The sequence below is a fragment of the Burkholderia sp. NFPP32 genome (assembly GCF_900119325.1).
GTDB classification, from domain to species: Bacteria; Pseudomonadota; Gammaproteobacteria; order Burkholderiales; family Burkholderiaceae; genus Burkholderia; species Burkholderia pyrrocinia_C.
Genome location: NZ_FPJP01000010.1, coordinates 57,464 through 79,886, shown reverse-complemented (window position 1 = coordinate 79,886; position 22,423 = coordinate 57,464). Strand labels below are relative to the sequence as shown.

Sequence of the window (22,423 nt, the reverse complement as noted above, 5' to 3'; positions counted from 1 at the left end):
GTGTCGAAACGGCCGGTCGCCGTTCGTCGTCAAGGTATCCGAGATCATGTGGCGCCGCATGACGCAGCGCCGAAACCCTGAGAGACCGCACGATGATGCCGACGCTTTACGCCCATCCCTTTTCGTCCTACTGCCAGAAAGTGCTGACCGCGCTGTACGAGAACGGCACGCCGTTCGAGTATCGCGTGCTCGCGCACGATGATCCGAAGCCGATGCAGGAGCTGACCGCGCTGTGGCCGCTGAAGCGTTTTCCGGTGCTCGTCGATGCGGGCCGCACCGTGGTCGAGGCGTCGATCATCATCGAGTATCTCGGCCTGAACCATCCGGGCCCGGTGCGCCTGCTGCCCGACGATCCGCACGCGGCGCTCGAGGTGCGGATGATGGATCGCTTCTTCGACAACTACGTGTCGACGCCGCAGCAGAAGGTCGTGTACGACGCGCTGCGGCCGGAAGCCGAGCGCGATGCGCGCGGGGTCGCCGATGCGCGCGCGATGCTCGAAACGTCGTATGCGTGGCTGGAAAAGAAGATGGCCGATCGCGAATGGGCGGCGGGCGACCGCTTCAGCCTCGCCGATTGCGGCGCGGCACCGTTCCTGTTCTACGCGGACTGGACGCACCGGATAGATCCGTCGTTCGCGAACGTGATCGCGTATCGGAAGCGTCTGCTTGCGCGGCCGTCGTTCGCGAGAGCGGTCGACGAGGCGCGGCCGTTTCGCTCGTTCTTTCCACTCGGCGCGCCCGATCGAGATTGATTGGCGCGGCCGTCGCTCGGCGCGCGGCCGCCGCGCACGGCCGGCAGCGCGTGCCGGGGCGTCGGAAAGAAAGCAGCGGCAGCATCGCGGCGCGTGCCCGTTACATCGTTTGCGTGGCCGACTGTGCGAGCGTCAGCAGTTCGTCGAACTGCGTGATCAGCTCGAAGCACAGCAGGAACGCGAGCGTATAGGCCGGCGCGGGGAAGCGCCGGATCATTCCCAGCACCTGCGGTGCGAAGCCCGACCGGACCGCGTCGCGCGTCAGCAGCCATGCGATCGCGATGCCGATCGCGGCGCCGGCGATCAGGTCGGTCGGATAGTGAAAGCCGAGATACGCGCGCGGCACGCAGATGAACACGACGGAATACAGCAGCGCGAACACGCCGGCGCGGCGCGCGATGATGAAGATGCCGGTCGCGATCGCCATCCACAGCATCGCGTGATCGCTCGGAAACGAACTCCACGCCTGCAGCGTTGCCGCGCGCAGCCCGGCCGACGGGAAGTGCAGGTGCAGGTCGGGGTTGTAGATCGGCCGCACGCGGAACGGCAGCACTTGCGCGAGCAGCCGGCCGATCGCGAGTGCGATGAGCCCGCTCGCGACCGTCGCGATAACCAGTTCGCGTTGCCGCTCGCGGTTCGGGCCCGGCTGGAACCACAGCCAGCACAGCACGGGAATGAGCACGAAGCCCTTGAACGTGTACAGGCCGGCGATCACGCGAATCGCGTGATTCATCAGCGGGCCGAACGTCACGTGGGTGAGGAAGATCTGGATCGTGGTGTCGAAATTGTTCATGTTCTGTGACCCCGGCGGATGCGCAGCACGCGGCGTGCGGCCGGCAGGATCTGGAAGCGCGCTCGTACCGGAGCGCAACGGGGGGCAAGTATGTCACCCGTAATTTCGAAGAAAATGCAAAAAAATACCGGGAATCCCCTGATAAAACGGGGCTGTTCGGTGGGGCCGGATGGGAGCGTGCCGAGCGGCGGGGCAGGGGCGAATCATCCGATGTTTGTGCATCGATGCGCACGGGCGCCGGAAAAATATTTGGTTAAGCTGGACAATTTGGCAAGCCGATGCGGACCTTGCGCCGGGTGAACGAATGCGGGTTGCTCGCTGTGCGAATCTGTCAGGCATGCGAGGCATGACGCATGCGCCGGTCGAAAATAAAAAGAAAAGGCGGGCAAGCCCGGTGGGCCTGCCCGTTTTGCCGGCGCAACGCGGTCGTGCAGTTCGTCGCGATGATGGGCGAGGCGGTGCCGGGGCCCGTCGAAGCGCGCGAAGTCTGACCCGGGCGGCGTGGGTCGCGCCGTCAGACGCGCTGGATTCCTTCGGGCAGCGCGCTGATGCGGCGCACCTCGGGCGAGTCGAGCCATGTGCGCGACGTGGCGCAGTCGGCGAACATGTCGGTCGCATCCTCGCCCCAGAACAGGTCACCGTCGAGCTCGAAGGTCGGCACGCCGAATACGCCGTGCGCGATCGCACGATCGGTATTCGCGCGCAGCGCGTCCTTCACCGGCTGTGTTTCGACGGCAGTCACGCCTTCCGGAAAGCCGACGGCTTCGCACAGCGCGGCGAAGCCTTCCGGTGTCGATACGTCATGGCCGTCGCGCCAGATATGCCGGAAAATCTGCCGGATCGCATCGAGCGAATTGCCCATCGCGATCGCGAGGCGCAGCGGCTTGATCGGGTTGAACGGGTGTGCCGGCGGCATCCGGAACGGGATGCCGAGCTTGTCCGCGCGGTATTGCGCGTGGCGATAGGTGAAGACGCGTTTCGCCGCGATCTCCGCCGGCGCTTTCTGGCCCCAGTGCGCGAGCAGCGCGCCGAGCACGATCGGCCGCGGCTCGAACGCCGCGGCGGGCGGCAACCGGTCGAACTGTTCCTGCTGCAGGTAGGCGAACGGCGAAACGAAATCGAAATACCAGGTGGCGGTGCGCGCGGCGTTCATGGCGGATGCCCTCTTGTGCATGGCCGGTTGACGGTTGCACGCATGGTGCGCATACGGGTGGCGTGCGATGCGTGCATCGGCGGCCAGTGTCGCATGCGGTCGCCTTTTGCGCTGCCCTGCGCTGCGCGGCCGGACGCGCGCGCGGCCGGCTACGACCCCGCGGCGTCGTCTGCTGCCGGCGCGAGCCGAGCGAGGCTGTCGCGCACGGCGGCTGCGTCGTAGCGTGCGCCTGCGCCGCCGAGGGCAACGGTCGCTTTCTGCGCGAGCGGCAGCAGCATCGCGAGCGCCGCCGCCATCGTCGGCGCGGCGGCGAGCCGCGATTTCGGGCCCGACACCGTCAGCGCGCCGACGCATGCGCCGGCAGCATCGAACACCGGCACGGACGCCGACGCCGTCTCGGGGTCGCGCTCGCCGTACGATGCGGCCCACAGTCGTTCGCGCACGTCGTTCCAGCGTGCGTCCTGCGTGTCGGTGAACGCCATCAGCACCTTCCCGGACGCGCCCTGGCGAACCGGAAACTCCTCGCCGACGCGAATCGACACGCGCACCGCGCGTGCGGGCTCGACGCGGTAGAGCACCGAGCGCATGTCGCCCTGGCGCACGTAGAACGACGCGGTTTCCCCGAGTTCGCGGCTCAGCGTCTCGAGCAGCGGCTCGACCACCGGGCCGACCCGGAACGAGCGCTGGTACAGCGCGGCGAGCCGCAGCGGCTCGTGCCCGACCGCGTACTGGCCGTCGTCGAGCTTGCGCATGAAGCCGCCATGTTCGAGCGCGGCGAGCAGACGCAGGATCGTGCTCTTGTACAGCCCGGTGCGACGCGACAGCTCGGCGAGCGACAGCCGGTCGTCGGTCGGTCCGAATGCACGGAGGATCGCGAACGCGCGATCGAGCACGGCGACACCGCTGGAGGCATCGGCCGCTGAATCGGGCCCGTCGCCGGCGTGATCTGCTTGAGTGGTAGGCACTGCCTGCTTCCTTCGGATGATGGTCGACCGACTATATCGTTCTGCCTGACAGAACTCAAGTTCCAGAAAATCGCAATTTCACGGGTATACCCCGCTTACAGCTCATTTGACGCGCGTCTAGAGTTCCGTCTAACAGAACTATGTTCTTTCAGATAGAACAACGAGGTATCGAATGAGCGTTTCCGAATATCCGAAGGTGCTGGTCAGCGAGGTCGGGCCGCGTGATGGCCTGCAGAGCATCAGGATCGTGATGCCGACCGCCGGCAAGCTGCGCTGGATCACCGCGCTGGCCGCGGCCGGCCTGCGCGAGATCGAGGTGGGGTCGTTCGTGCCGGCCAGGCTGTTGCCGCAGATGGCCGACGTGCGCGAAGTCGTCGCGCACGCGCTGGCGATTCCCGGGCTGCATGTCGCCGCGCTCGCGCCGAACCTGCGCGGCGCCGAGGGCGCATTCGACGCAGGCGTGCACAAGCTGACGCTGCCGGTATCGGTGACGGAAGCGCATTCGCTGGCGAACATCCGCAAGACGCCCGCGCAGATGATCGACGAGGTGCGCGCGATCGTCGCGCTGCGCGATGCGCGGTTTCCGTCGGTTCAGATCGAGGCGGGCGTGTCGGTCGCGTTCGGCTGCACGATCGCGGGCGCCGTCAGCGACGACGAGACGATCGCGATGGCCGTCGCGATGGCCGAATGCGGCGTTGACGAAATCGGGCTGTCCGATACGAGCGGCTACGCGAACCCGGTGCAGGTGCGTCGGTTGTTCGCGCGTCTGCGGCGCGAAGTCGGCGACAAGGCGGGCGGCGCGCATTTCCACAACACGCGCGGGCAGGGTCTTGCGAACGTCGTCGCGGCGCTCGACGCGGGCGTGACCACGATCGACGCGAGCCAGGGCGGGCTCGGCGGCTGCCCGTATGCGCCGGGCGCGACCGGCAACATCGTCACCGAGGATCTCGTGTTCCTGCTCGAATCGATGGGAGTCGACACGGGCGTCGACGTCGACGCGCTGCTCGCCGCGCGCGCGATCCTGCACGACGCGCTGCCGTCCGAGGCGCTGTACGGCCACGTGCCGGACGCCGGGTTGCCGAAGGGCTTCCGCTATGCGGACGGCCGCTCTCCGACAGCCGCTCAACCGGAAGGATGCCTGACGGGAGTCGCGCAATGAACGGCCGGCTACCTGCTGCGGCACTGCCGTACCAAGGCGTGCGCGTGATCGAGATGACGCACATGGTGATGGGCCCGACCTGCGGCATGCTGCTCGCGGATCTCGGCGCGGAAGTCATCAAGATCGAACCGATCGCGGGCGACAGCACGCGTGCGCTGCGCGGCTCCGGCGCGGGCTTCTTCGGGATGTTCAATCGCAACAAGAAGAGCCTCGCGGTCGACGTGAAGGATCCACGCGGGCTGGAGATCGTGCGGCGGCTCGTCGCGACCGCGGACGTCTTCAGCGAGAACTTCAAGAGCGGCACGATGGACCGGCTCGGCCTCGGTTATCCGGCGCTGTCCTCGCTGAATCCGCGCCTCGTGTACGTGTCGCACAAGGGCTTTCTGCCGGGGCCGTACGAGCATCGCACGGCGCTCGACGAGGTCGTGCAGATGATGGGCGGCCTGGCCTACATGACGGGCCCCGAGGGCCGGCCGCTGCGCGCGGGCTCGAGCGTGAACGACATCATGGGCGGCATGTTCGGCGCGATCGGCGCGATGGCCGCGCTCGCGCAGCGCGAGCGCACCGGCCGCGGCCAGCAGGTGCAGAGTTCGCTGTTCGAGAACAACGTGTTCCTCGTCGCGCAGCACATGATGCAGTTCGCGGTGACGGGGCAGGCCGCGTCGCCGATGCCGAGCAGGATTTCCGCGTGGGCCGTCTACGACGTGTTCTCCGTGAAGGACGGCGAGCAGATCTTTCTCGCGGTCGTGTCGGATACGCAGTGGGCGCTGTTCTGCGATGCGTTCGGCTTTGCGGCGCTGAAGGACGATCCGCGCCTCGCGACCAACAACCTGCGCGTACAGGCGCGCGAGTGGCTGCTGCCCGCGTTGCGCTCGCGGCTCGCGCCGCATTCGGCCGCGGAGATCGGCGCGATCTTCGAATCGATCGGCCTGCCCTATGCGCCGATCACGAAGCCGCAGGACCTGTTCGACGATCCGCATCTGCTGGCGACCGGTGGCCTCGAAGCGGTGACGCTGCCGGCCGACGCGAGCTGTGCAGGCCGGCCGGTCGACACGCGCACCGCGCTGCTGCCGCTGACGCTCGCGGGCGAGCGGCTGCGGCTGCGCTCGGCGCCGCCGGCGCTTGGCCAGGACACGTGCGCGCTGCTCGGCGAGCTCGGCTATGCGCCGGACGACGCGCGTGCGCTGATCGAAGCGGGCGTCGTCGCAGGGCAGTACGGCGCGGACGGTGCAGCACACGGCGACGGGCCGGGCGGCGCGCCTTCGCCGAACGAAGTGGCGAGCGCGTAGCGCGGCCGCGATCCATCGAACGAACAAAGGCACCCGGCCGCGCGACGCGCGGACGCGGATCGCTGCATCCACGGAGACAACCATGACATCCGCTTCCCCGGCGCTGGCCGCCGATCGCGAGACCGACGCATCGGTCGAGCAACGGGCCGTGCGCAAGGCCGCATGGCGCTTCATTCCGCTGCTGGCGCTCGCGTATTTCTTCAACTATCTGGACCGCACGAGCGTCGGATTCGCGGCGCTGACGATGAACCGCGATCTCGGGCTGACCGCGACGCAGTTCGGCTGGGGCGCGGGGATCATGTTCGCGGGCTACTGCGTGTTCGAGGTGCCGAGCAACCTTGCCCTGTACCGCTTCGGCGCGCGCCGCTGGCTCGCCCGCATCATGATCACGTGGGGGCTGATGGCGGCCGCGACCGCGCTCGCGACCGGGCCGACGAGCTTCTACGCGATCCGGCTGCTGCTGGGCATCGGCGAGGCCGGGTTCTTTCCGGGTGTGATTTTCTTCCTCGCCGTGTGGTTCCCGGCGCGCTACCGCACGCGCGTGCTCGCATGGTTCACCGTGTCGACGCCGCTGTCGTCGCTGATCGGCGGCCCGCTGTCGACGTGGCTGCTGCAGCTCGACGGCGCGCTCGGGCTCGCGGGCTGGAAGTGGATGTTCATCGTCGAAGGGCTGCCCGCGTGCGCACTCGGTTTTGTCGTGCTGAAGCTGCTGTCCGATTCGCCGGCGGATGCCGCCTGGCTGTCGGATGACGAGCGTACCGCGCTGCAGCGCGCGTTCGAGCGCGAAGGCGCGGCCGCCGGACGGAAGAAGCAATTCGGCGTCGCGCTGCGCGACGTGCGCGTGTACGTGCTCGCGCTGATCTCGTTCGGCTTCACGATGGGTTCGTACGGGATCGGCATCTGGCTGCCGCAGATGCTGAAGGCGCACGGCATGTCGACGATGCAGACGGGCTGGCTGTCCGCGGTGCCGTACTTCTTCGCGACGGTCGCGCTGCTGTGGTGGGCGAAGCGGGTGGATCGTCGCGGCGGCCCTGTCGCGAACCTCGCGATCGGGCTGTTCATCGGCGCGGTGGCGCTCGGCGTATCGACGCATTTCCTGACGCTCGGTCCCGCGCTCGTCGGCATCACGCTCGCGCTGATCGGCACGATTGCCGGCCGCACGATCTTCTACACGCTGCCTTCGCGCTTCCTGTCCGGCCAGGCCGCGGCCGGCGGGCTGGCTCTGATCAACTCGATCGGTGCGCTCGGCGGCTTCGCGGGCCCTTATCTCGTCGGCTACCTGAAGGACAGCTTCGGTACCTTCACGGCCGGCATGCTGGGCCTTGCCATTGTCCTCGCGATCACGACGCTGCTCACGCTGTCGCTGTATGCGTTCGACCGGAGCGAATGACATGAGCACGACGATTTCGATCAAGCGACGCCGGCTGCTCGGCGCGGCCGCCGCGTCGCTCGCGCTGCCCGCGTTCGCCGATACGCAAACGCCGGCCCACGATGGAGCTTCCCGCATGACGACGCAAGGCAACTATCTCGCGGTCCGCCCCGACTGGCTCGCGTCGGCGCTCGAACCCGCGCTCGAGCCCGACCTGCCGATCGTCGACGCGCATCATCATTTCTATGAACGGCCGGGCTGGATCTACATGCTCGACGATTATCTGCAGGACGCGCGCTCGGGCCACAACATCCAGGCGTCCGTCTACATGCAGGCGCAGACACGCTATCGCGATTCCGGCCCGGCCGAGCTGAAGCCGGCAGGCGAGACAGCCTATGTCGCCGGCGTGACCGAGTCACTCCAGCACGGCCGTCCTGCCGTCGCGAAAGGCATCGTCGGTCACGCGGACCTGCGGCTCGGCGAACGCGTGCGCGACGTGCTGGACGCGCATCTCGAAGCGGGGCGCGGGCGGTTTCGCGGGGTTCGGCACCTGACCACGTGGGATGCCGATCCGACGCTCGCCAATCCGCTGTCGGCGGTGCCGCGCGGGCTGCTGCTCGATTCCGCGTACCGGGCCGGCGTCGCGCAGCTAGCGCCGCTCGGGCTGTCGTATGACGCGTGGCTGTTCTTTCCGCAACTGCCCGAGCTGTTCGATCTTGCGAAGGCGAACCCCGATACGCGGATCGTCGTCAATCACTGCGGCGGCGTCGTGCGGATCGCGAGCTACGCGGACAAGCGGCCGGAGGTGTTCGAGCGCTGGCGGGCGTCGATGCGCACGCTCGCGCAACTGCCGAACGTGTACGTGAAGGTCGGCGGGCTCGGGATGCGCATCAACGGTTTCGATTTCGAGAAGGGCGCGCGGCCGCCGTCTTCCGAGCAGCTCGCCGACGCGTGGAAGCCGTGGATGCTGACCTGTATCGAAGCGTTCGGCGCCGAGCGCTGCATGTTCGAGAGCAATTTCCCGGTCGACAAGGGCTCGTATTCGTACGTGAACGGCTGGAATGCGTTCAAGCGGCTGACCGCGCATGCGAGCCCGGACGAGCGCGACGCGCTGTTCCGCGGCACGGTCACGCGCGCTTACCGGCTCGGCTGACGCGTGTCGCGGCGCGCCCGCGCGTGCTCACCCTGCCTCGACCAGCGCCGCGAGCTTCGCCAGCGCCATGCGCCAGCCGGTCTCGTTGTCGGCAACCGGCACGCCGGGCGGAATCCCGTCGTGCACGGCATCCACGCGCGTGCCGTCCGCTTCGTCGGACAGCGTGATCGTGATCGTCATTGCGCCGCGCAGCATCGGGTCGTCGGTCTCGAACACGTCGATCTCGACGATCTGCTGGTCCGGCACGAGCGTGACGAAGCGGCCGTGGTAGGTATCGGTGCGCGCGGTGGTCTTGCCGGTGTCGGCCGACGGCGCGTCGTAGCTCAGCGACACGCGCAGCGCGCCGCCTTCGCGCGCGTCGTACGCATGCACGCGGCACGTCATGCCGTCGGGCACCTTCCATTGCTCGACCGCGTGCGGATCGAGCAGCGCGCGGTAGACGCGTCCGCGCGGTGCGTTCAGGTGCCGGCTGACCCGGGTCGAATGCGTGTGCGTATGCAACATGTCGCCTCCCGCGGAGCGCGCGCGACGGTGCACGCCGGATGCCGGCGTGTCGTCGTGCTTCCTTCAGGAATCGTAGGCGCGGGCGGGGCGGCATGCAATGACCGCGCGCTCGCCCGCGTTCAGCCGTTCAGCCGTTCAGCGCAGCGTGGCCGCGAATGCGTCGAGCTGCGTGATGCAGGTGTTCCAGCCCTCGAAGAAGCCGAGCGCTTCGTGACGCTCGCGCGTCGCGGCATCCGGATGCATCACGCGCGCCTCGTAGCGGCTGCCCGCGGCGTCGTCGGCCATCGTAATGATTGCCGTGAAGCCCAGCCACGGCACCTGCGGCCGCCAGCCGCCCGCGAGCATCGACGTGAACGCGATGCTCGCTTCGGGCACGATTTCGAGGAAGCAGCCGGGATTGTCGCTCGTGCCGCCATCGGGGCCGCGCATGAACGTGTGGAAGGCGCCGCCCGGCCGCAGGTCGAACGCGCGCACCTCGGTGGTCCACGGTTTCGGGCACCACCATTCCTTCAACAGCTCGGGGTCGGTCCACGCACGCCACAGCGCTTGGCGCGGCGCGCGCAGCGTGCGCGTGATGACGAGATCGTGGGCTTCAGCGGGTTCGACGTGGCTTGCTGACATCTTGCTCCTCCTGGTGACGGCGTTCGACGAATTCGACGAGACGATCGGATCGCGCTTCCCACAGCGCACGCTGCGCGGCGAGCCATTCCTCGGCCTCGGTCAGCCGGCTGCCGACCAGCGCGCAGGTGCGCGAGCGGCCGGTTTTGCGGGTCTGGACGAGGCCGCTGCGCTCGAGCACGGCGACATGCTTCATGAACGACGGCAGCGCCATGTCGAACGGCGCTGCCAGCGCGGAGACGGTCCGCTCGCCCTGGCCGAGCGCGCTGACGATCGCGCAGCGCGTCGGGTCGGCGAGGGCGTGGAAGACGTCGCTGATGCCGGGTTGAAAGTTAGCCATGCGGCTAAGTATAGGCGATGCAGCGGACATTTTCGTCGCGTAGGATGATGGGGCGGCAACACGCGCCGACCTGTGCCGCGTTGCCGGACGCCTGCCGCCGTTGCGCAAGCCTCGACGACCGGTGGGCGTTTTCCAGTCGGACGCACGCCGAACGAACGTGTGCGGCCCGGCCGACTATAGGAGATGGCATGACCGAACCTGTTACCGTCCGCCGCGTCGGCGCGCGCGACGCGAGGGCCTGTGTCGACGCGCTGGCCGACGTGCTGATCGATTGCGTCGAGGGCGGCGCGTCCGTCAGCTTCATGTTGCCGATCGAGCGGCCGACCGCCGTCGCATTCTGGACGCGCGTGGCCGACGGCGTGGAGAACGGCGAGCGCATCCTGCTCGTCGCCGAGGATGCGGCCGGCCGGATTGTCGGCACCGTGCAGGTCGTGACCGCGCAGCCAGAGAACCAGCCGCATCGCGCGGACATCGCGAAGATGCTCGTGTCGCGGCACGCGCGCCGGCAGGGCGTCGCCGCGCGGCTGATGGCGGCGGCCGACGCGGCCGCGCGCGACGCCGGCAAGACCGTGCTCGTGCTCGACACCGTGACGGGCGGCGACGCCGAGCGGCTGTACGAGCGGGCAGGCTGGCAGCGCGTCGGCGTCGTGCCGAACTATGCGCTGATGCCCGACGGCGCGCTCTGCGCGACGACGTTTTTCCACAAGCAGCTCGCGTAGCGGTGCGCGTTGGCGCCGCTCATCGGCATCCGCCATGCATCCCGTCTCACCGGCTCTCCTGTTCGTCGCGCTCGCGGCCGGTATCGTCGCGTTGCTTGCACCCGTGTTGCTCGCGGTCGCGTGGCGACGCCGCACGCAGGTACCGTTGCGCGTGTTTTGCTACGGCATGCTGACCTTCTTCGTGTTCCAGCCGGTGCTGCGCATGTCGTGGCAGATTCCGCTGTACCGCTGGCTCGCTCACGACCCGCGCTGGCATGTGCCGATGCTGGTGTTCGCGGCGTTGACGGCCGGGCTCTTCGAGGAATGCGGGCGCTGGGTCGCGTTCCGGTATCTGCTGCCGAAGCGGCGCGACGCACAGGCGGCCGTGATGCTCGGGCTCGGGCACGGCGGGCTGGAGGCGATGCTGCTGGTCGGCGTCGGGTTTCTCGCGCTCGGCACGGGTTACCTGCTCGCGCACGCGGGCGTCGTCGTGCCTGAGGGCGCGCAGTCGCTGATCGGGCCGCAGTTCGCGGGCATGACGCTCGTGTCGCCGTTTCTCGCGCTGCTCGAACGCACGAGTGCGCTGGCTGCGCATGTCGGGCTGTCGCTGATCGTGCTGCAGGCATTCGTGCGCGGCACCAAGCGCTGGCTGGCGTATGCGATCGCGATCCATTTCATGTTCGACCTCGTCGCCGTGCTGCTGACGCGGTACTGGCATGTCGATACCGTGTTGGTCGAGGCGATCCTGTTCGCGTGCGGTGCCGCGCTCCTGCGGCTGGGCATTCGCTGGAGCCGATGGGGGGCGGGCGCCGGCGACATCGGGCACGCCGCCTGACGCGCGTCGCCCGTTTCAGCCGTGCGCGGCGAGGTTCGGTCGCCGGATCGCCGGCCGTTCTCCGGTTCGCCACCGGCTGGCGAGGCTCAAGGCCATGCCGGCCGTGACGATTGCGATGCCGATGCCGGCGAGCGCCGGGGCGTGTCCCCGGTCTCGCCGAGAGTCGAGAGCCGGGCGGCGCCTGAAGCCGTTCAGAAAGAAAAACAGGGCCGGCAACCGTGCCGGTCCGATATATTCGCGCAGGAAGAACTCCAACAAAACGCCACGGAACCGCCGCCTCGATGAAACGCTCCCATGTCGCTTTCGCCCTCACGGGCCTGCTCGTCGCACTGCCGATTGCCGCGTACGCGCTCGTCAAGCCGCTACGCATCGTCGCGCCCGCGCTGATCCCCGGCGTGTCCTGCCCGAGCGCAGGCATCTGCACGGACGATGCCGCGAAGCTCGGCGACGCGCAGCAGCTCTATCGCGACGGCTATGCGCGCGCGGCGGCGGCCGTCGGCGCGTTCCGCGCCGCGCCGCGCGTCGTGTTCTGTTCGACGCGCGCATGCGCTGACGCATTCGGCCTCGGCACGCGCGCGGCGCTGACGCTCGGGAATTTCGGCGTGGTCGTCGCGCCGCGCGGCTGGCAGACCTACTTTCTCGCGCACGAACTGATCCATCACCGCCAGGCGGAAGTGCTCGGCAACCTGGCCGTCGTAACCAAGCCGCGCTGGCTGATCGAAGGGATGGCGTATTCGCTCAGCGAAGATCCGCGCCATCCGCTGACGGAGCCGTTCGAATCGTGGCGCGCGCGTTTCGATGCGTGGCATGCGGCGCTGGGCGGACAGCCGCTGTGGGATGCCGCGCGGGCGGTCGAATAGCGCACGAACGCAGGGACGCAGGAAGCGCAGGAACGCAGGAAGCGCACCGCCGCGCTTCGTTACGCCGGCGCAAACGAACCGCCGCGTCCGTCGACGAGCGTATCCCGTCCCGCGTCGAGGATCTCGTCGGCCAGCGCGGGATCGGTGCCGGCGATCGCGCGCGACAGCACCAGCGCGCCGACCATCTGGCTGAAGACCGCGAGCGCGTCGCGGCGCGTCTGTTCCGGCGTCGCGCCTTCGGTCGCCACCATTCGTTCCAGCCGGTCGAGATACGCGGCGAGGCCGTGCGCGTAGCACGCGCGCGCCGCCTCGGTCAGTCGCGGTGCGTCGCCCGCGAAACCGGACAGCGGGCACCCGGCCTCGACATTGTCGCGATGCGCCGCCGACAGATACGACGCCACCTGTGCGGCGAGACTGCCGGCGTTCGGCGAATCCGCGCGGTCCTGCATCGCCTTTTCCATCACCTCGGCGACCAGCGCATCTTTCGACTTGAAGTGGTTGTAGAACCCGCCCTGCGTGAAACCGGCTTCCTTCATCAGCTCCGTCAGCCCCACGGCGTCGACGCCGCGCGCGCGGAACAGCCGCTCGGCGGCCGCGACGATCGCGCTCCGGTTCTCGGCAGCCTGCTGTCTTGACACGCCCATCGATCCCTCCCCGATTCTGCTGATCGCGTCGATTGAAAAACACAATGGCGATCACAATTGACATGCCCGGGTGGCGCGAACACAATGCACCGCAAAGACAATGGTGATCGACATTGATATCGAGTGTAGCCGACTTGGCGGGCGGTGCGAAGCCACGGCTGGAACACGGATGGAAATTGGTCGAGGTCTTTGGCGCCGCAGGGTGACGGGCAGCGGACGGCTCGCCGTCTGCCTTCGGCGGCGCAGCGATTCGGTACGCAATGGCAGCCTCGTTTTCCACCGGATCTCACGCGCGCGACGAGCTGGCGCGCATGCGATTCATCATGCGAAAGGAAAGGAACGATCATGAAGATCGAAGGTGCAGTCGTTTTCGTGACGGGCGCAAACCGCGGGCTCGGGCTCGAGTTTGCGAAGCAGGCGCTCGCGAGAGGGGCGCGCAAGGTCTATGCGGCGGCGCGCGATCCGGCCACCGTGACGCTGCCGGGCGTCGTGCCCGTGAAGCTCGACGTGACCGATCCGGCGGCCGTCGCCGCGGCTGCCGACGCGGCGCGCGACGTCACGCTGCTGATCAACAACGCAGGCATTGCGCGGCTCGGCAGCCTGACGGACGACGGCGCGCCCGACGCATTGCGCGATCACTTCGAAACCAACGTGTTCGGGATGCTGGCGATGTCGCGGGCGTTTGCGGGAACCCTCGCCGGGCATGGCGGCGGCGCGATCCTGAACATCCTGTCGGTCGCGAGCTGGGTGAACCGGCCGATCCTGTCGGGCTACGGCGTGTCGAAATCGGCCGCATGGGCACTGACCAACGGGCTGCGCCATTCGCTGCGCGAGCAGCGCACGCAGGTCGTCGGGCTGCATGCCGGTTTCATCGACACCGACCTGACACGCGGCCTCGACGTGCCGAAGGCCACGCCGGACGACGTCGTGCGCCAGGCCTACGATGCGATCGAAGCGGGTGCGGAGGAAGTGTCGACCGACGAGTTCACGCGGCAGGTGAAAGCCACGCTGTCGTCGGGCGTCTATCTGGAAGAACCGGCGCCGCGTTGACGCCGCCGGGAGGCACCGCCCGCCGCCCGCGTTCGCGCGCGGCGGGCTCGGCCCTTGGGCCGTCAGGCCGTGGTGTCGATGATGCCCGGGATCTTCACGTCCGGGTTCACGTCCGCGTCGTAGTCGACGCCGGCGATCTCGAAGCCGAACAGCCGCAGGAAGTCGGTCTTGTAGCCGGCGAAGTCGGTCAGCTCGTACAGGTTCTCGTTCGTCACCTGGTCCCACAGCGCGACGACCTTCGCCTGCACCTGCGGATCGAGTTCCTTGTAGTCCGCGCGCAGCCGGCCTTCCTCGTCGATGTGCGGCGTCGTGCCGTACAGGCTGTCCTTGAGGAGCCCGTACACCTGCTCGATGCAGCCTTCGTGCGTGCCGGTTTCCTTCATCACCTTGAACAGCAGCGACAGGTACAGCGGCATCATCGGGATCGCCGAGCTGGCCTGCGTGACGACGGCTTTCAGCACCGACACGCGTGCATCGCCGCCGTGCGCGGCCAGCTTTTCGCGGATCGACAGCACCTTCTTGTCGAGATCCTTCTTCGCTTCGCCGATCGAGCCGTTCCAGTAGATGTCGTGCGTGATCTGCTCGCCGAGATAGGTGAACGCGGTCGTCTTCGCGCCGTCGGCCAGCACGCCGGCTTCATCCAGCGCGTCGATCCACATCTGCCAGTCCTCGCCGCCCATCACGGCGACGGTGCCGTCGATCTCTTCCTGCGTCGCCGGTTCGAGCGCGACGTCGCGGATCACTTCCTTGTCGGTGTCGAGGCCGCGGAACGTGACCGGCTTGCCGATCGGCTTGAGCGTCGAGCTGATCGTTTCGCCCGTCTTCGGGTGCGTGCGGCGCGGTGCCGCGAGGCTGTAGACGACGAGATCGACCTTGCCGAGATCCTGCTTGATGGTGTCGATCGTGACTTGCTTGACCTTGTCGGAGAATGCGTCGCCGTTGATGCTGCGCGCATAGAGCCCCTTTTCGGCGGCGAATTTCTCGAACGCGGCGCTGTTGTACCAGCCGGCCGTGCCGGGCTTCGATTCGCTGCCGGCGCGCTCGAAGAACACGCCGAGCGTGTCCGCGCCCGAGCCGAATGCGGCCGAGATCCGGGCGGCGAGGCCGTAGCCGGTCGACGCGCCGATCACGAGCACCTTCTTCGGGCCGTTGGCGATCGGGCCGTGCGAAGTCACGTAGTCGATCTGTTCCTTGACGTTGGCTTCGCAGCCGACGGGATGAGTCGTCACGCAGATGAAGCCACGCACGCGCGGTTTGATGATCATGGAAACCTCTTGTGAGAAAGGCGGAAACGGCCTGAAATCGGAAAAATCCCGCGCATTGTAAAGGAAGCGGCCGATCGCGGGCGGGCGCGGCCGGAAGGTGCCGGATCGTCCGGTTATTTCTCTCTTGACAGAAATAACTGAAATGAATAAATTTCCCGACATGGAACTCACACCGATTGCCGAACGATTCATTCTCCACTGGGGCGAAATGGGCTCGCGGTGGGGCGTCAACCGAACCGTCTCGCAGATCCACGCGCTGCTCTACCTGGCCGGCCGGCCGGTCGCGGCCGACGAGATCGCCGAGACGCTCAACGTCGCGCGCTCCAACGTCAGCACGAGCCTGAAGGAACTGCAGGCGTGGCGGCTCGCGAAGGTCGTGCATGTGCTGGGCGATCGCCGCGACCATTTCGAGACGTCGACCGACATCTGGGAACTGTTCAAGCTGATCGTCGAAGGGCGGCGGCAGCGCGAGATCGAGCCGACGCTCACGGTGCTGCGCGATTGCCTGACGAGCCCGGAGATCGCCAACGAGAGCCGCGAGACCGAGCAGCGCATCCGCGACACGCTGCAGTTCGTCGAGACGCTCACGACCTGGTCGGACGAGATGCTGCGGCTCAAGCCCGATACGCTGATGAAGGCGCTCGGCATCGGCGCGAAGATCAGCCAGACGGTCAGGCGCAAGTCGTCGAAGTAAGCGGTAGCGGAAGTGCGGGCAGGCAGCCCGCTTTTTTCGGGGTTGTTATTTCTGTCTGTACAGAAATAACTGTAAAGAGAGGGTGGAAATGAACGCAGTCTTGCCGTCTACCTGCCAGAGCGGCCGCACCGGGGAACGCAGCGTGACCGTCCTCGTTTGCGGTGCGAACGGCTTCATCGGGCGGGCACTGTGCGCGCAGCTCGAAGCCGGCGGCCATCGCGTGCTGCGCGGCGTGCGTGATGCGGCCGGCCCGCGCGACGTCGCGATCGACTTCGCGAAGGACGTCGATCCCGACGCGTGGCTGGCGCGGCTGGAGGGCGTCGACGTGGTGATCAATGCGGTCGGCATCCTCGCCGACCGGCGCGGCGCGACGCTCGACGCCGTGCATCGCGCCGCGCCATGCGCGCTTTTCACCGCGTGCTGCCGTGCGCGCGTGCGGCGCGTGATCCAGATCTCGGCGCTCGGTGTCGAGCGCGGCGATACGCGGTACTTCGCGAGCAAGCACGCAGCCGATTGCTTCCTGCAGACGCTGCCGATCGACTCCCGGATCGTGCGTCCCGCGCTGGTCTATGGCGCGGCCGGCACGTCGGCGCGGTTTTTCCGGATGCTCGCGAGCCTGCCCGTGCATGTATTGCCGGCGGGCGGCCATCAGCGGCTGCGCCCCGTGCATGTAGACGATCTCGCCGAACTCGTCGCGCGGCTGGTCGCGCAGTCGTTCGATTCGCCGGCGGCCGGCAACCAAGTGATCGACGTGGTCGGCAACGACGAAGTCGAATACCGCGAGATGCTCGCCCGCTACCGCGCCGCGCTGGGGTTTCCGCCGGCCGCCGGCGTGACGCTGCCGGGCCCGCTGGTCGGCGCGGCGGCTGTGCTGCTCGGTGCGCTGCCGGGCGCGATGTTGACGCGCGATACATGGACGATGCTGCGCGGCGGGAACACCGGCGATCCGGCGGCCGCCGCGGCCGTGCTCGGCCGGCCGCCGCGCGGCATCGGCGGTTTCGTCGGCGCGGACGCGGCCGCGCTGCGTCGCGACGCGCTCGCGATGTGGCGGCGCCCGTTGCTGCTGGGCGCGCTCGCGATCGTGTGGATCTGGACGGCGATCGCAAGTGCGTTCGTCCATCCGCTGCACGCGAGCCTCGCGCTGCTCGCGCATGCGCACCTGACGGGGCTGCCAGCGCTGGTCGCGCTCTATGCGGCAAGCGCGCTGGACTTCGCGTTCGGCATCGCGACCGTCGCCGCGCCGTCGCGCCGCCTGTGGGCCGCGCAAGCCGCGCTGATCGTCGCGTATTCGGCCGTCATCGCGGTCACGATGCCCGGCCTGCTGGCCGAACCGTTCGGCCCCGTGCTCAAGAACGTGCCGATCCTCGCGATCCTGTTGATCCTGTTTTCAGAAGAAGAACACGCATGAATACCTATCTCGTCGTCAAGGCGCTGCATATCCTGTCCTCGGTGCTGCTGGTCGGCACGGGGTTCGGCACCGCGTTTTATCTATTCTTCGCGAACCGCACGCGCTCGGTGCCCGCGATCGCGGCCGTGTCGCGGCTCGTGGTGCGCGCGGACTGGTGGTTCACGACGCCAGCCGTGATCTTCCAGCCGGCGTCCGGGCTGTGGCTCGCGCATACGGCCGGCTGGCCGTGGCATACGCCATGGCTCGTCGCGTCGATCGTGCTGTACGCGATCGCCGGCGCGTGCTGGCTGCCGGTCGTGTGGCTGCAGGTCGAACTCGCCGCGATGGCGAAGCTCGCTTACGTGAACGGCGACGCCGCATTGCCGGAACGCTACTGGCGCTATGCGAAGCGCTGGGAGCTGCTCGGCTATCCGGCGTTCTGCGCGATGCTGTCCGTCTACTTCCTGATGGTGCTCAAGCCGGCGTAAGCGCGTCGTGTCTGAAAACAGTCGACCGAACGATTCACGATGCTTTCGGTAAAGGAAGGAGTGCAGAGCATGAATATGAATGAAGTGGCGCCGACCATCGACAACGCTGCGGAACGCGTGACACCCTGGCCTTCGTCCGACAAAGCGCGCCGCATCGTCGTGCGCTGGATGTATGCCGCGGCGATTGTCCACCTGCTCGTCGGCGTGGCCGTTCCGTGGCTCGCCGGTGCACCGTTCGCCGATGCGTATCACCGCGGCATCGAGCTGCATTTCTGGGCGGCAACGGCACCCGAACCGGCGCGTGCCCAGCAGATATGGTGGATGTCGATGATCGCCGCGACGGTGCAGTGTGCGTCGGTCTGGATGCTCGCGCTCGTTCACCTCGGCAACCGGTTGCGCAGGCGGGAAGTGTGGGGATGGCTGCTGGCCGGCCTGTTGGTCTGGGCGCCGCAGGACGTGCTGTTTTCATTGCAGGCCCGTGTATGGGGCCACGTGGCGATCGACGCGACCGCACTCGTCGCGATGGTTCCGCCGCTTGTCTGGCTGTTGACGAGGGATACCGTATGAACACCGTGCCTGCCTTCGACTGGGCGCTCAACCTGCTGATCGTGCAGGGCGCGATGGGCGCATTCGATACGCTTTATCACCACGAACTCACGCAGGACCTGCCGCACAGCCAGCGCGCGCGGCTCGAGCTGGCGATTCATGCGGTGCGTTCCGTGCTCTACGGCCTCGTGTTCGCATCGATCGCGAACGTTGCGTTTCACGGCGCCTGGGTCGCGGCGATCGCGGCAGTGGTGCTCGTCGAAGTGGTGCTGACGTTGTGGGATTTCGTCGTCGAGGACCAAAGCCGCAAGCTGCCGGCGACCGAGCGCGTGCTGCACACGCTGCTGGCCGTCAACGGTGGCGCGCTGTTCGGGATGCTCGCGATGCAACTGGCCGTCTGGGCGCACGAACCGACCGCGCTGCACGCGATCGACGTCGGCTGGCGCGGCTGGCCGCTCAGCCTGTTCGCCGTCGGCGTGACGGTATCGGGTATCCGCGACGGGATTGCCGCGTGCCGGATCGCGCGACACGCCCCGGTCGCCAATCTGTTCGCGGGGCAGCCGGCCGGCAACGTGCTCGTCACCGGCGGCACGGGCTTTATCGGCGAAACCCTCGTGAACCAACTGCTCGATGCCGGGCATACGGTCACGTTGCTGGCGCGCGATCCGCTGCGCGCGGCCTATCAGTTCCGGGGCCGTGTGCGCAGCGTGACGTCCGTCGAACAGTTGCAGCCGCACGAGCGCTTCGACACGGTGATCAATCTTGCGGGGGCGCCGGTGCTGGGCGCGCGCTGGAGCAAGCGCCGGCAGGCGCTGCTGCTCGCCAGCCGCGTCGGCGTCACGCAGTCGCTGATGCGTTGGGTCGAGACCGCCGAGGTCAGGCCGCGCACGTGGATCCAGGCATCCGCGATCGGCTACTACGGCGTGCGTCCGGCCGACGAACGGCTCGACGAGGGCAGCAGCGCCGGCACCGGCTTCATGTCCGAGCTGTGCCGGCAGTGGGAGCTGTCCGCGCAGCCGCTCGAGCGCCATGGGGTGCGCGCGGTAGTGCTGCGGCTGGGCGTCGTGTTCGGCCCCGGCGGCGCGTTGCGCCCGATGCTGCTGCCGCATTACTTCGGGATGGGCGGACGATTCGGCGACGGCGCGCAGGTCATGAGCTGGATTCACCGGGACGACGTGCTGCGGATCATCGCGCGCGCGATGTCGAACGCGGACATGCACGGCGTCTACAACGCGGTGGCGCCCGGTGCATTGACCCAGCGCGAGTTCGTGCAGGTCGTGACGAAGGTGCTGCGCCGCCCCGCATGGCTGCACGTGCCGGCCGCGCCGCTGCGCCGCGCGATGGGCGAGATGGCCGAACTGCTGCTGGACGGGCAGCGGGTGATGCCGGCGCGGCTGCATCAGGACGGATTCATGTTCCGGTTCCCGACGGCGGAGCACGCGCTGCGCGACCTGACGAACCGGCCGCACGCCGATTTCGCGCGCCCGGCCTGCCGTTTCCCTCAAGGTCGTGTATAAATTCGACGTGACCGCGCCCGGGACGTGTCGTGCGTCCCGAACGCTCCGCATCCGACCTCACAAGGAGACTGCATGCTGCACATCCTCGGCAAGATCCCGTCCATCAACGTCCGCAAGGTGCTGTGGCTGTGCACCGAGTTGAACCTGCCGTTCGAACAGGAAGACTGGGGCGCCGGTTTTCGCACGACCAACGATCCGGCCTATCTCGCGCTGAATCCGAACGCGCTCGTGCCCGTCATCAAGGACGACGATTTCGTGCTCTGGGAATCGAACACGATCATCCGCTACCTCGCGAACCGCTATGGCGGCGACGCGCTCTATCCGGCCGAGCCGCAGGCGCGCGCGCGGGTCGATCAATGGATCGACTGGCAGGGCGCGGACCTGAACCGCTCGTGGGTGGGCGCGTTCCTCGGCCTCGTGCGGAAATCGCCTGATCATCAGGATCCGGACGCCATCGCGCAGTCGATCGCGGGCTGGACGAAGCACATGCGCGTGCTGAACGCGCAGCTCGAATCGACCGGCGCGTTCGTGGCAGGCGGCACCTTCACGCTCGCGGACATTCCGATCGGCCTGTCGGTGAACCGCTGGTTCGGCACGCCGTTCGAGCATCCGGATTTCCCGGCGGTGTCGTGCTATATCGAGCGTCTTGCGACGCGCGAAGGCTTCAAGACTTACGCCGGCAGCGCGAATCCGTGACGCATCGCAGGTAGCGCGCGGCGCGGCGGCATGCATGGACCAGCGGGCTCGCCGGCCTGTCGTCACGCGCCGGGCGCCGGCACCGCGTCGAGCACGCGCGCGAGAAACGCGTCGTGATTCCATGCGGATTCCGGCCGCGACAGCCCGAGCCGCACGACCACCAGCTGACGGCTCGGCACCACGCTCACGAACTGGCCTTCATGGCCGACCGCATGAAACGCGTCGGCCGGCATCGCGCTCGCATGCGGATCGCGCTCGTTGAACGGCTCCGGCACCTTGACCCACAGATGCGCGCCGAATTCCTGGTGCGGCGACTGCGGCGTCGCGCGCGTCAGGTAGCGCACCCAGCCCGCCGGCAGCAGCCGCTGCCCGTTCCACTCGCCGTCCTGCAGCAGAAGCTGACCGAAGCGCGCCCAGTCGCGCGCGCTCGCATACATGTACGACGAACTGCCGAGCGTGCCGGACGCATCGGGCTCGAACACCGCGCTGCGCATCCCGAGCGGCGTGAACAGCGCGCGGCGCGGAAACGCGAGGTAGTCGTCGTCGCTGCCGCCCATCGCTTCGCGCATCACGCGCGCGATGATCGCGCTCGTGCCGCTCGAGTAGTACCACTGCGTGCCGGGTGTCGCGGCGAGCGGCTTCGCCGATGCGAACCGCGCGGTATCGGGCTGCGTGAACAGCATCACGGCGACGTCGGACAGCGGGTCGTCGTAGTCCTCGTTGAATTGCAGGCCGCTCGTCATCCGCAGCAGCTCGTCGAGCGTGACGGCCGCGCGCGGGTCGCCGCTGCCGCGCCATTCGGGCAGCAGCGCCGACGCGTCGAGCGACAGCTTGTGCTGCGCGACGAGCATGCCGACCAGCGCGGCCGTCACTGTCTTCGTCATCGACCAGCCGGGCAGCGGCGTGTCGGCCGTGAAGCCGGGCGCATAACGTTCGGCGATCACCTGGCCGCGCCACATCACGACGACCGCGCGCGTGCGCCGCGGCCGAGCCGGATCGGGTTCGTCGAATGCGCGGTCGAGCGCGGTCTGCAGCTTGTGTGCGTCGATGCCGGCGGGCGGCGCGGCGGGTGCGGGCGGCGGGTCGGGGAGAAGGGGCAATGCGCCCGGCAATGTGGCAGGCAAAGCGCCGGGCGACGGCCCGAGCGCGAGCGTGCAGCCGAGCCCGGGCCGGAAGTCGGCTTCGCGCCCGGCGAAGCCGGCGAAGGTCGCCATCGCACGATGATGGTCGGGATCGAGCGACGGACGCACCAGTTTCAGCAGCGGATGCACGCCGGCCATGATGTCGACGTCGATCACGGACGCGGCCGGGCGGCCCGACACGAACACGCCTGAGCACAGCGCCTTGGCGGCATAGCCGGTCGCGATCGGCGCAAGCCGCGACAGCATGTATCCGGCATAGCCGACTGCGGCCAGCAGCACGAGGGCGGCGCCCCGTCGGATCAACGTCTTGATGGGTGTCGTCATGCGCGAGCGTCCTCGGTTGTCTGCGGGCGGGCGATGAACCGGCAGTGTCGCAGGTTCGGGCAAGCGCTGGCAATCGCGGGTGCTTGCGACGCCGGGTGGCGTCGGTCGGGCGGAGGTTGCCCGCCGTGTGTGAATCGTATGTGTCGATCGCGCATGTGGACGGGCCGCATGGGGCCCGTCCA

The 22,423-nt window shown here is 68.2% G+C and carries 24 protein-coding genes and 1 pseudogene; 15 read left to right on the top strand and 10 right to left on the bottom strand.

Translation table 11 applies throughout. The features are described from left to right. Positions 1 to 92 precede the first annotated feature (92 nt). Complete coding sequence (locus BT264_RS19785) at positions 93 to 752, top strand: glutathione S-transferase family protein (RefSeq protein WP_072440136.1); 660 nt, start codon at positions 93 to 95, stop codon at positions 750 to 752. Positions 753 to 852: 100 nt separating this feature from the next. On the opposite strand, the gene BT264_RS19780 is transcribed toward BT264_RS19785, so the two are convergent. The 3 genes from BT264_RS19780 to BT264_RS19770 all read right to left on the bottom strand — a co-directional run bounded on the left by BT264_RS19780 (position 853) and on the right by BT264_RS19770 (position 3,663). Beyond that, positions 853 to 1,545, bottom strand: a complete 693-nt coding sequence (locus BT264_RS19780; protein ID WP_072440138.1) for a phosphatase PAP2 family protein — start codon at positions 1,543 to 1,545, stop codon at positions 853 to 855. A gap of 514 nt (positions 1,546 to 2,059) precedes the next feature. Further along, positions 2,060 to 2,698: a 2-hydroxychromene-2-carboxylate isomerase gene (locus tag BT264_RS19775; protein WP_072440140.1), complete on the bottom strand. Its 639-nt coding sequence runs from the start codon at positions 2,696 to 2,698 to the stop codon at positions 2,060 to 2,062. Between the two features lie 149 nt (positions 2,699 to 2,847). Continuing rightward, positions 2,848 to 3,663, bottom strand: a complete 816-nt coding sequence (locus BT264_RS19770; protein ID WP_072440142.1) for an IclR family transcriptional regulator — start codon at positions 3,661 to 3,663, stop codon at positions 2,848 to 2,850. A gap of 172 nt (positions 3,664 to 3,835) precedes the next feature. Between BT264_RS19770 and BT264_RS19765 the strand changes: the two genes are divergently transcribed. From BT264_RS19765 to BT264_RS19750, 4 genes are all read left to right on the top strand, one after another. Then, complete coding sequence (locus tag BT264_RS19765; RefSeq protein ID WP_072440144.1) at positions 3,836 to 4,822, top strand: hydroxymethylglutaryl-CoA lyase; 987 nt, start codon at positions 3,836 to 3,838, stop codon at positions 4,820 to 4,822. Further along, on the top strand, positions 4,819 to 6,111 hold the full coding sequence (locus BT264_RS19760; protein WP_072440146.1) for a CaiB/BaiF CoA transferase family protein: 1,293 nt from the start codon (positions 4,819 to 4,821) through the stop codon (positions 6,109 to 6,111). Before BT264_RS19765 ends, BT264_RS19760 begins: the two co-directional genes overlap by 4 nt. An 82-nt stretch (positions 6,112 to 6,193) precedes the next feature. Beyond that, on the top strand, positions 6,194 to 7,501 hold the full coding sequence (locus BT264_RS19755) for an MFS transporter (RefSeq protein WP_072440148.1): 1,308 nt from the start codon (positions 6,194 to 6,196) through the stop codon (positions 7,499 to 7,501). Between the two features lies 1 nt (position 7,502). Continuing rightward, positions 7,503 to 8,633 (top strand): amidohydrolase family protein, encoded by a 1,131-nt coding sequence (locus BT264_RS19750; protein WP_072440150.1) that lies wholly within the window; start codon positions 7,503 to 7,505, stop codon positions 8,631 to 8,633. 27 nt (positions 8,634 to 8,660) lie between these two features. Here BT264_RS19750 and BT264_RS19745 read toward each other — a convergent pair whose 3' ends face one another. The 3 genes from BT264_RS19745 to BT264_RS19735 all read right to left on the bottom strand — a co-directional run bounded on the left by BT264_RS19745 (position 8,661) and on the right by BT264_RS19735 (position 10,095). Next, positions 8,661 to 9,137, bottom strand: a complete 477-nt coding sequence (locus tag BT264_RS19745) for an SRPBCC family protein (RefSeq protein WP_034181826.1) — start codon at positions 9,135 to 9,137, stop codon at positions 8,661 to 8,663. Between the two features lie 135 nt (positions 9,138 to 9,272). Next, positions 9,273 to 9,758, bottom strand: a complete 486-nt coding sequence (locus BT264_RS19740) for an SRPBCC family protein (RefSeq protein ID WP_072440152.1) — start codon at positions 9,756 to 9,758, stop codon at positions 9,273 to 9,275. Beyond that, positions 9,730 to 10,095: an ArsR/SmtB family transcription factor gene (locus tag BT264_RS19735; RefSeq protein WP_072440154.1), complete on the bottom strand. Its 366-nt coding sequence runs from the start codon at positions 10,093 to 10,095 to the stop codon at positions 9,730 to 9,732. Before BT264_RS19735 ends, BT264_RS19740 begins: the two co-directional genes overlap by 29 nt. Before the next feature lie 188 nt (positions 10,096 to 10,283). Between BT264_RS19735 and BT264_RS19730 the strand changes: the two genes are divergently transcribed. Both BT264_RS19730 and BT264_RS19725 read left to right on the top strand, forming a co-directional pair. Next, entirely contained in the window at positions 10,284 to 10,814 is a 531-nt protein-coding gene (locus tag BT264_RS19730; RefSeq protein WP_072440156.1) for a GNAT family N-acetyltransferase, read from the top strand. 34 nt (positions 10,815 to 10,848) lie between these two features. Further along, positions 10,849 to 11,628 carry a YhfC family intramembrane metalloprotease gene (locus tag BT264_RS19725; protein WP_072440157.1) on the top strand — a complete coding sequence of 260 codons (780 nt, stop codon included), beginning with the start codon at positions 10,849 to 10,851 and terminating at the stop codon, positions 11,626 to 11,628. Between the two features lie 15 nt (positions 11,629 to 11,643). Here BT264_RS19725 and BT264_RS19720 read toward each other — a convergent pair whose 3' ends face one another. Further along, positions 11,644 to 11,883: a hypothetical protein gene (locus BT264_RS19720; protein WP_143155749.1), complete on the bottom strand. Its 240-nt coding sequence runs from the start codon at positions 11,881 to 11,883 to the stop codon at positions 11,644 to 11,646. Between the two features lie 26 nt (positions 11,884 to 11,909). Here BT264_RS19720 and BT264_RS19715 point away from each other — a divergent pair, with 26 nt between their 5' ends. Beyond that, entirely contained in the window at positions 11,910 to 12,488 is a 579-nt protein-coding gene (locus tag BT264_RS19715) for a hypothetical protein (protein WP_072440161.1), read from the top strand. 59 nt (positions 12,489 to 12,547) lie between these two features. Here BT264_RS19715 and BT264_RS19710 read toward each other — a convergent pair whose 3' ends face one another. Beyond that, positions 12,548 to 13,132: a TetR/AcrR family transcriptional regulator gene (locus BT264_RS19710; RefSeq protein ID WP_072440163.1), complete on the bottom strand. Its 585-nt coding sequence runs from the start codon at positions 13,130 to 13,132 to the stop codon at positions 12,548 to 12,550. Between the two features lie 345 nt (positions 13,133 to 13,477). On the opposite strand from BT264_RS19710, the gene BT264_RS19705 reads away from it, so the two are divergent. Beyond that, positions 13,478 to 14,182, top strand: a complete 705-nt coding sequence (locus tag BT264_RS19705) for an SDR family oxidoreductase (RefSeq protein WP_072440165.1) — start codon at positions 13,478 to 13,480, stop codon at positions 14,180 to 14,182. Positions 14,183 to 14,244: 62 nt separating this feature from the next. On the opposite strand, the gene fabV is transcribed toward BT264_RS19705, so the two are convergent. Further along, positions 14,245 to 15,447 (bottom strand): enoyl-ACP reductase FabV, encoded by a 1,203-nt coding sequence (fabV, locus tag BT264_RS19700; protein WP_072440167.1) that lies wholly within the window; start codon positions 15,445 to 15,447, stop codon positions 14,245 to 14,247. A gap of 160 nt (positions 15,448 to 15,607) precedes the next feature. On the opposite strand from fabV, the gene BT264_RS19695 reads away from it, so the two are divergent. The 6 genes and pseudogenes from BT264_RS19695 to BT264_RS19670 all read left to right on the top strand — a co-directional run bounded on the left by BT264_RS19695 (position 15,608) and on the right by BT264_RS19670 (position 20,775). Beyond that, positions 15,608 to 16,141: a GbsR/MarR family transcriptional regulator gene (locus BT264_RS19695; protein WP_047902276.1), complete on the top strand. Its 534-nt coding sequence runs from the start codon at positions 15,608 to 15,610 to the stop codon at positions 16,139 to 16,141. 88 nt (positions 16,142 to 16,229) lie between these two features. Beyond that, entirely contained in the window at positions 16,230 to 17,549 is a 1,320-nt protein-coding gene (locus tag BT264_RS19690; RefSeq protein ID WP_072440169.1) for an SDR family oxidoreductase, read from the top strand. After that, entirely contained in the window at positions 17,546 to 18,016 is a 471-nt protein-coding gene (locus BT264_RS19685; RefSeq protein ID WP_072440171.1) for a DUF2269 family protein, read from the top strand. The genes BT264_RS19690 and BT264_RS19685 overlap by 4 nt, the downstream gene beginning before the upstream one ends. Before the next feature lie 135 nt (positions 18,017 to 18,151). After that, positions 18,152 to 18,583: pseudogene (locus BT264_RS19680) on the top strand (DUF393 domain-containing protein); the annotation flags it as partial. After that, positions 18,580 to 20,079: a TIGR01777 family oxidoreductase gene (locus BT264_RS19675; RefSeq protein ID WP_072440173.1), complete on the top strand. Its 1,500-nt coding sequence runs from the start codon at positions 18,580 to 18,582 to the stop codon at positions 20,077 to 20,079. The pseudogene BT264_RS19680 and the gene BT264_RS19675, both read left to right, overlap by 4 nt. Before the next feature lie 72 nt (positions 20,080 to 20,151). Next, a complete protein-coding gene (locus BT264_RS19670) occupies positions 20,152 to 20,775 on the top strand; it encodes a glutathione S-transferase family protein (protein ID WP_072440175.1) in 624 nt (207 codons plus the stop codon). Positions 20,776 to 20,837: 62 nt separating this feature from the next. Here the strand turns inward: BT264_RS19670 and BT264_RS19665 are convergent, their stop codons facing one another. Next, positions 20,838 to 22,241, bottom strand: coding sequence for a serine hydrolase domain-containing protein (locus tag BT264_RS19665; RefSeq protein WP_072440177.1), 1,404 nt, complete (start codon positions 22,239 to 22,241; stop codon positions 20,838 to 20,840). Between the last annotated feature and the right edge of the window lie 182 nt (positions 22,242 to 22,423).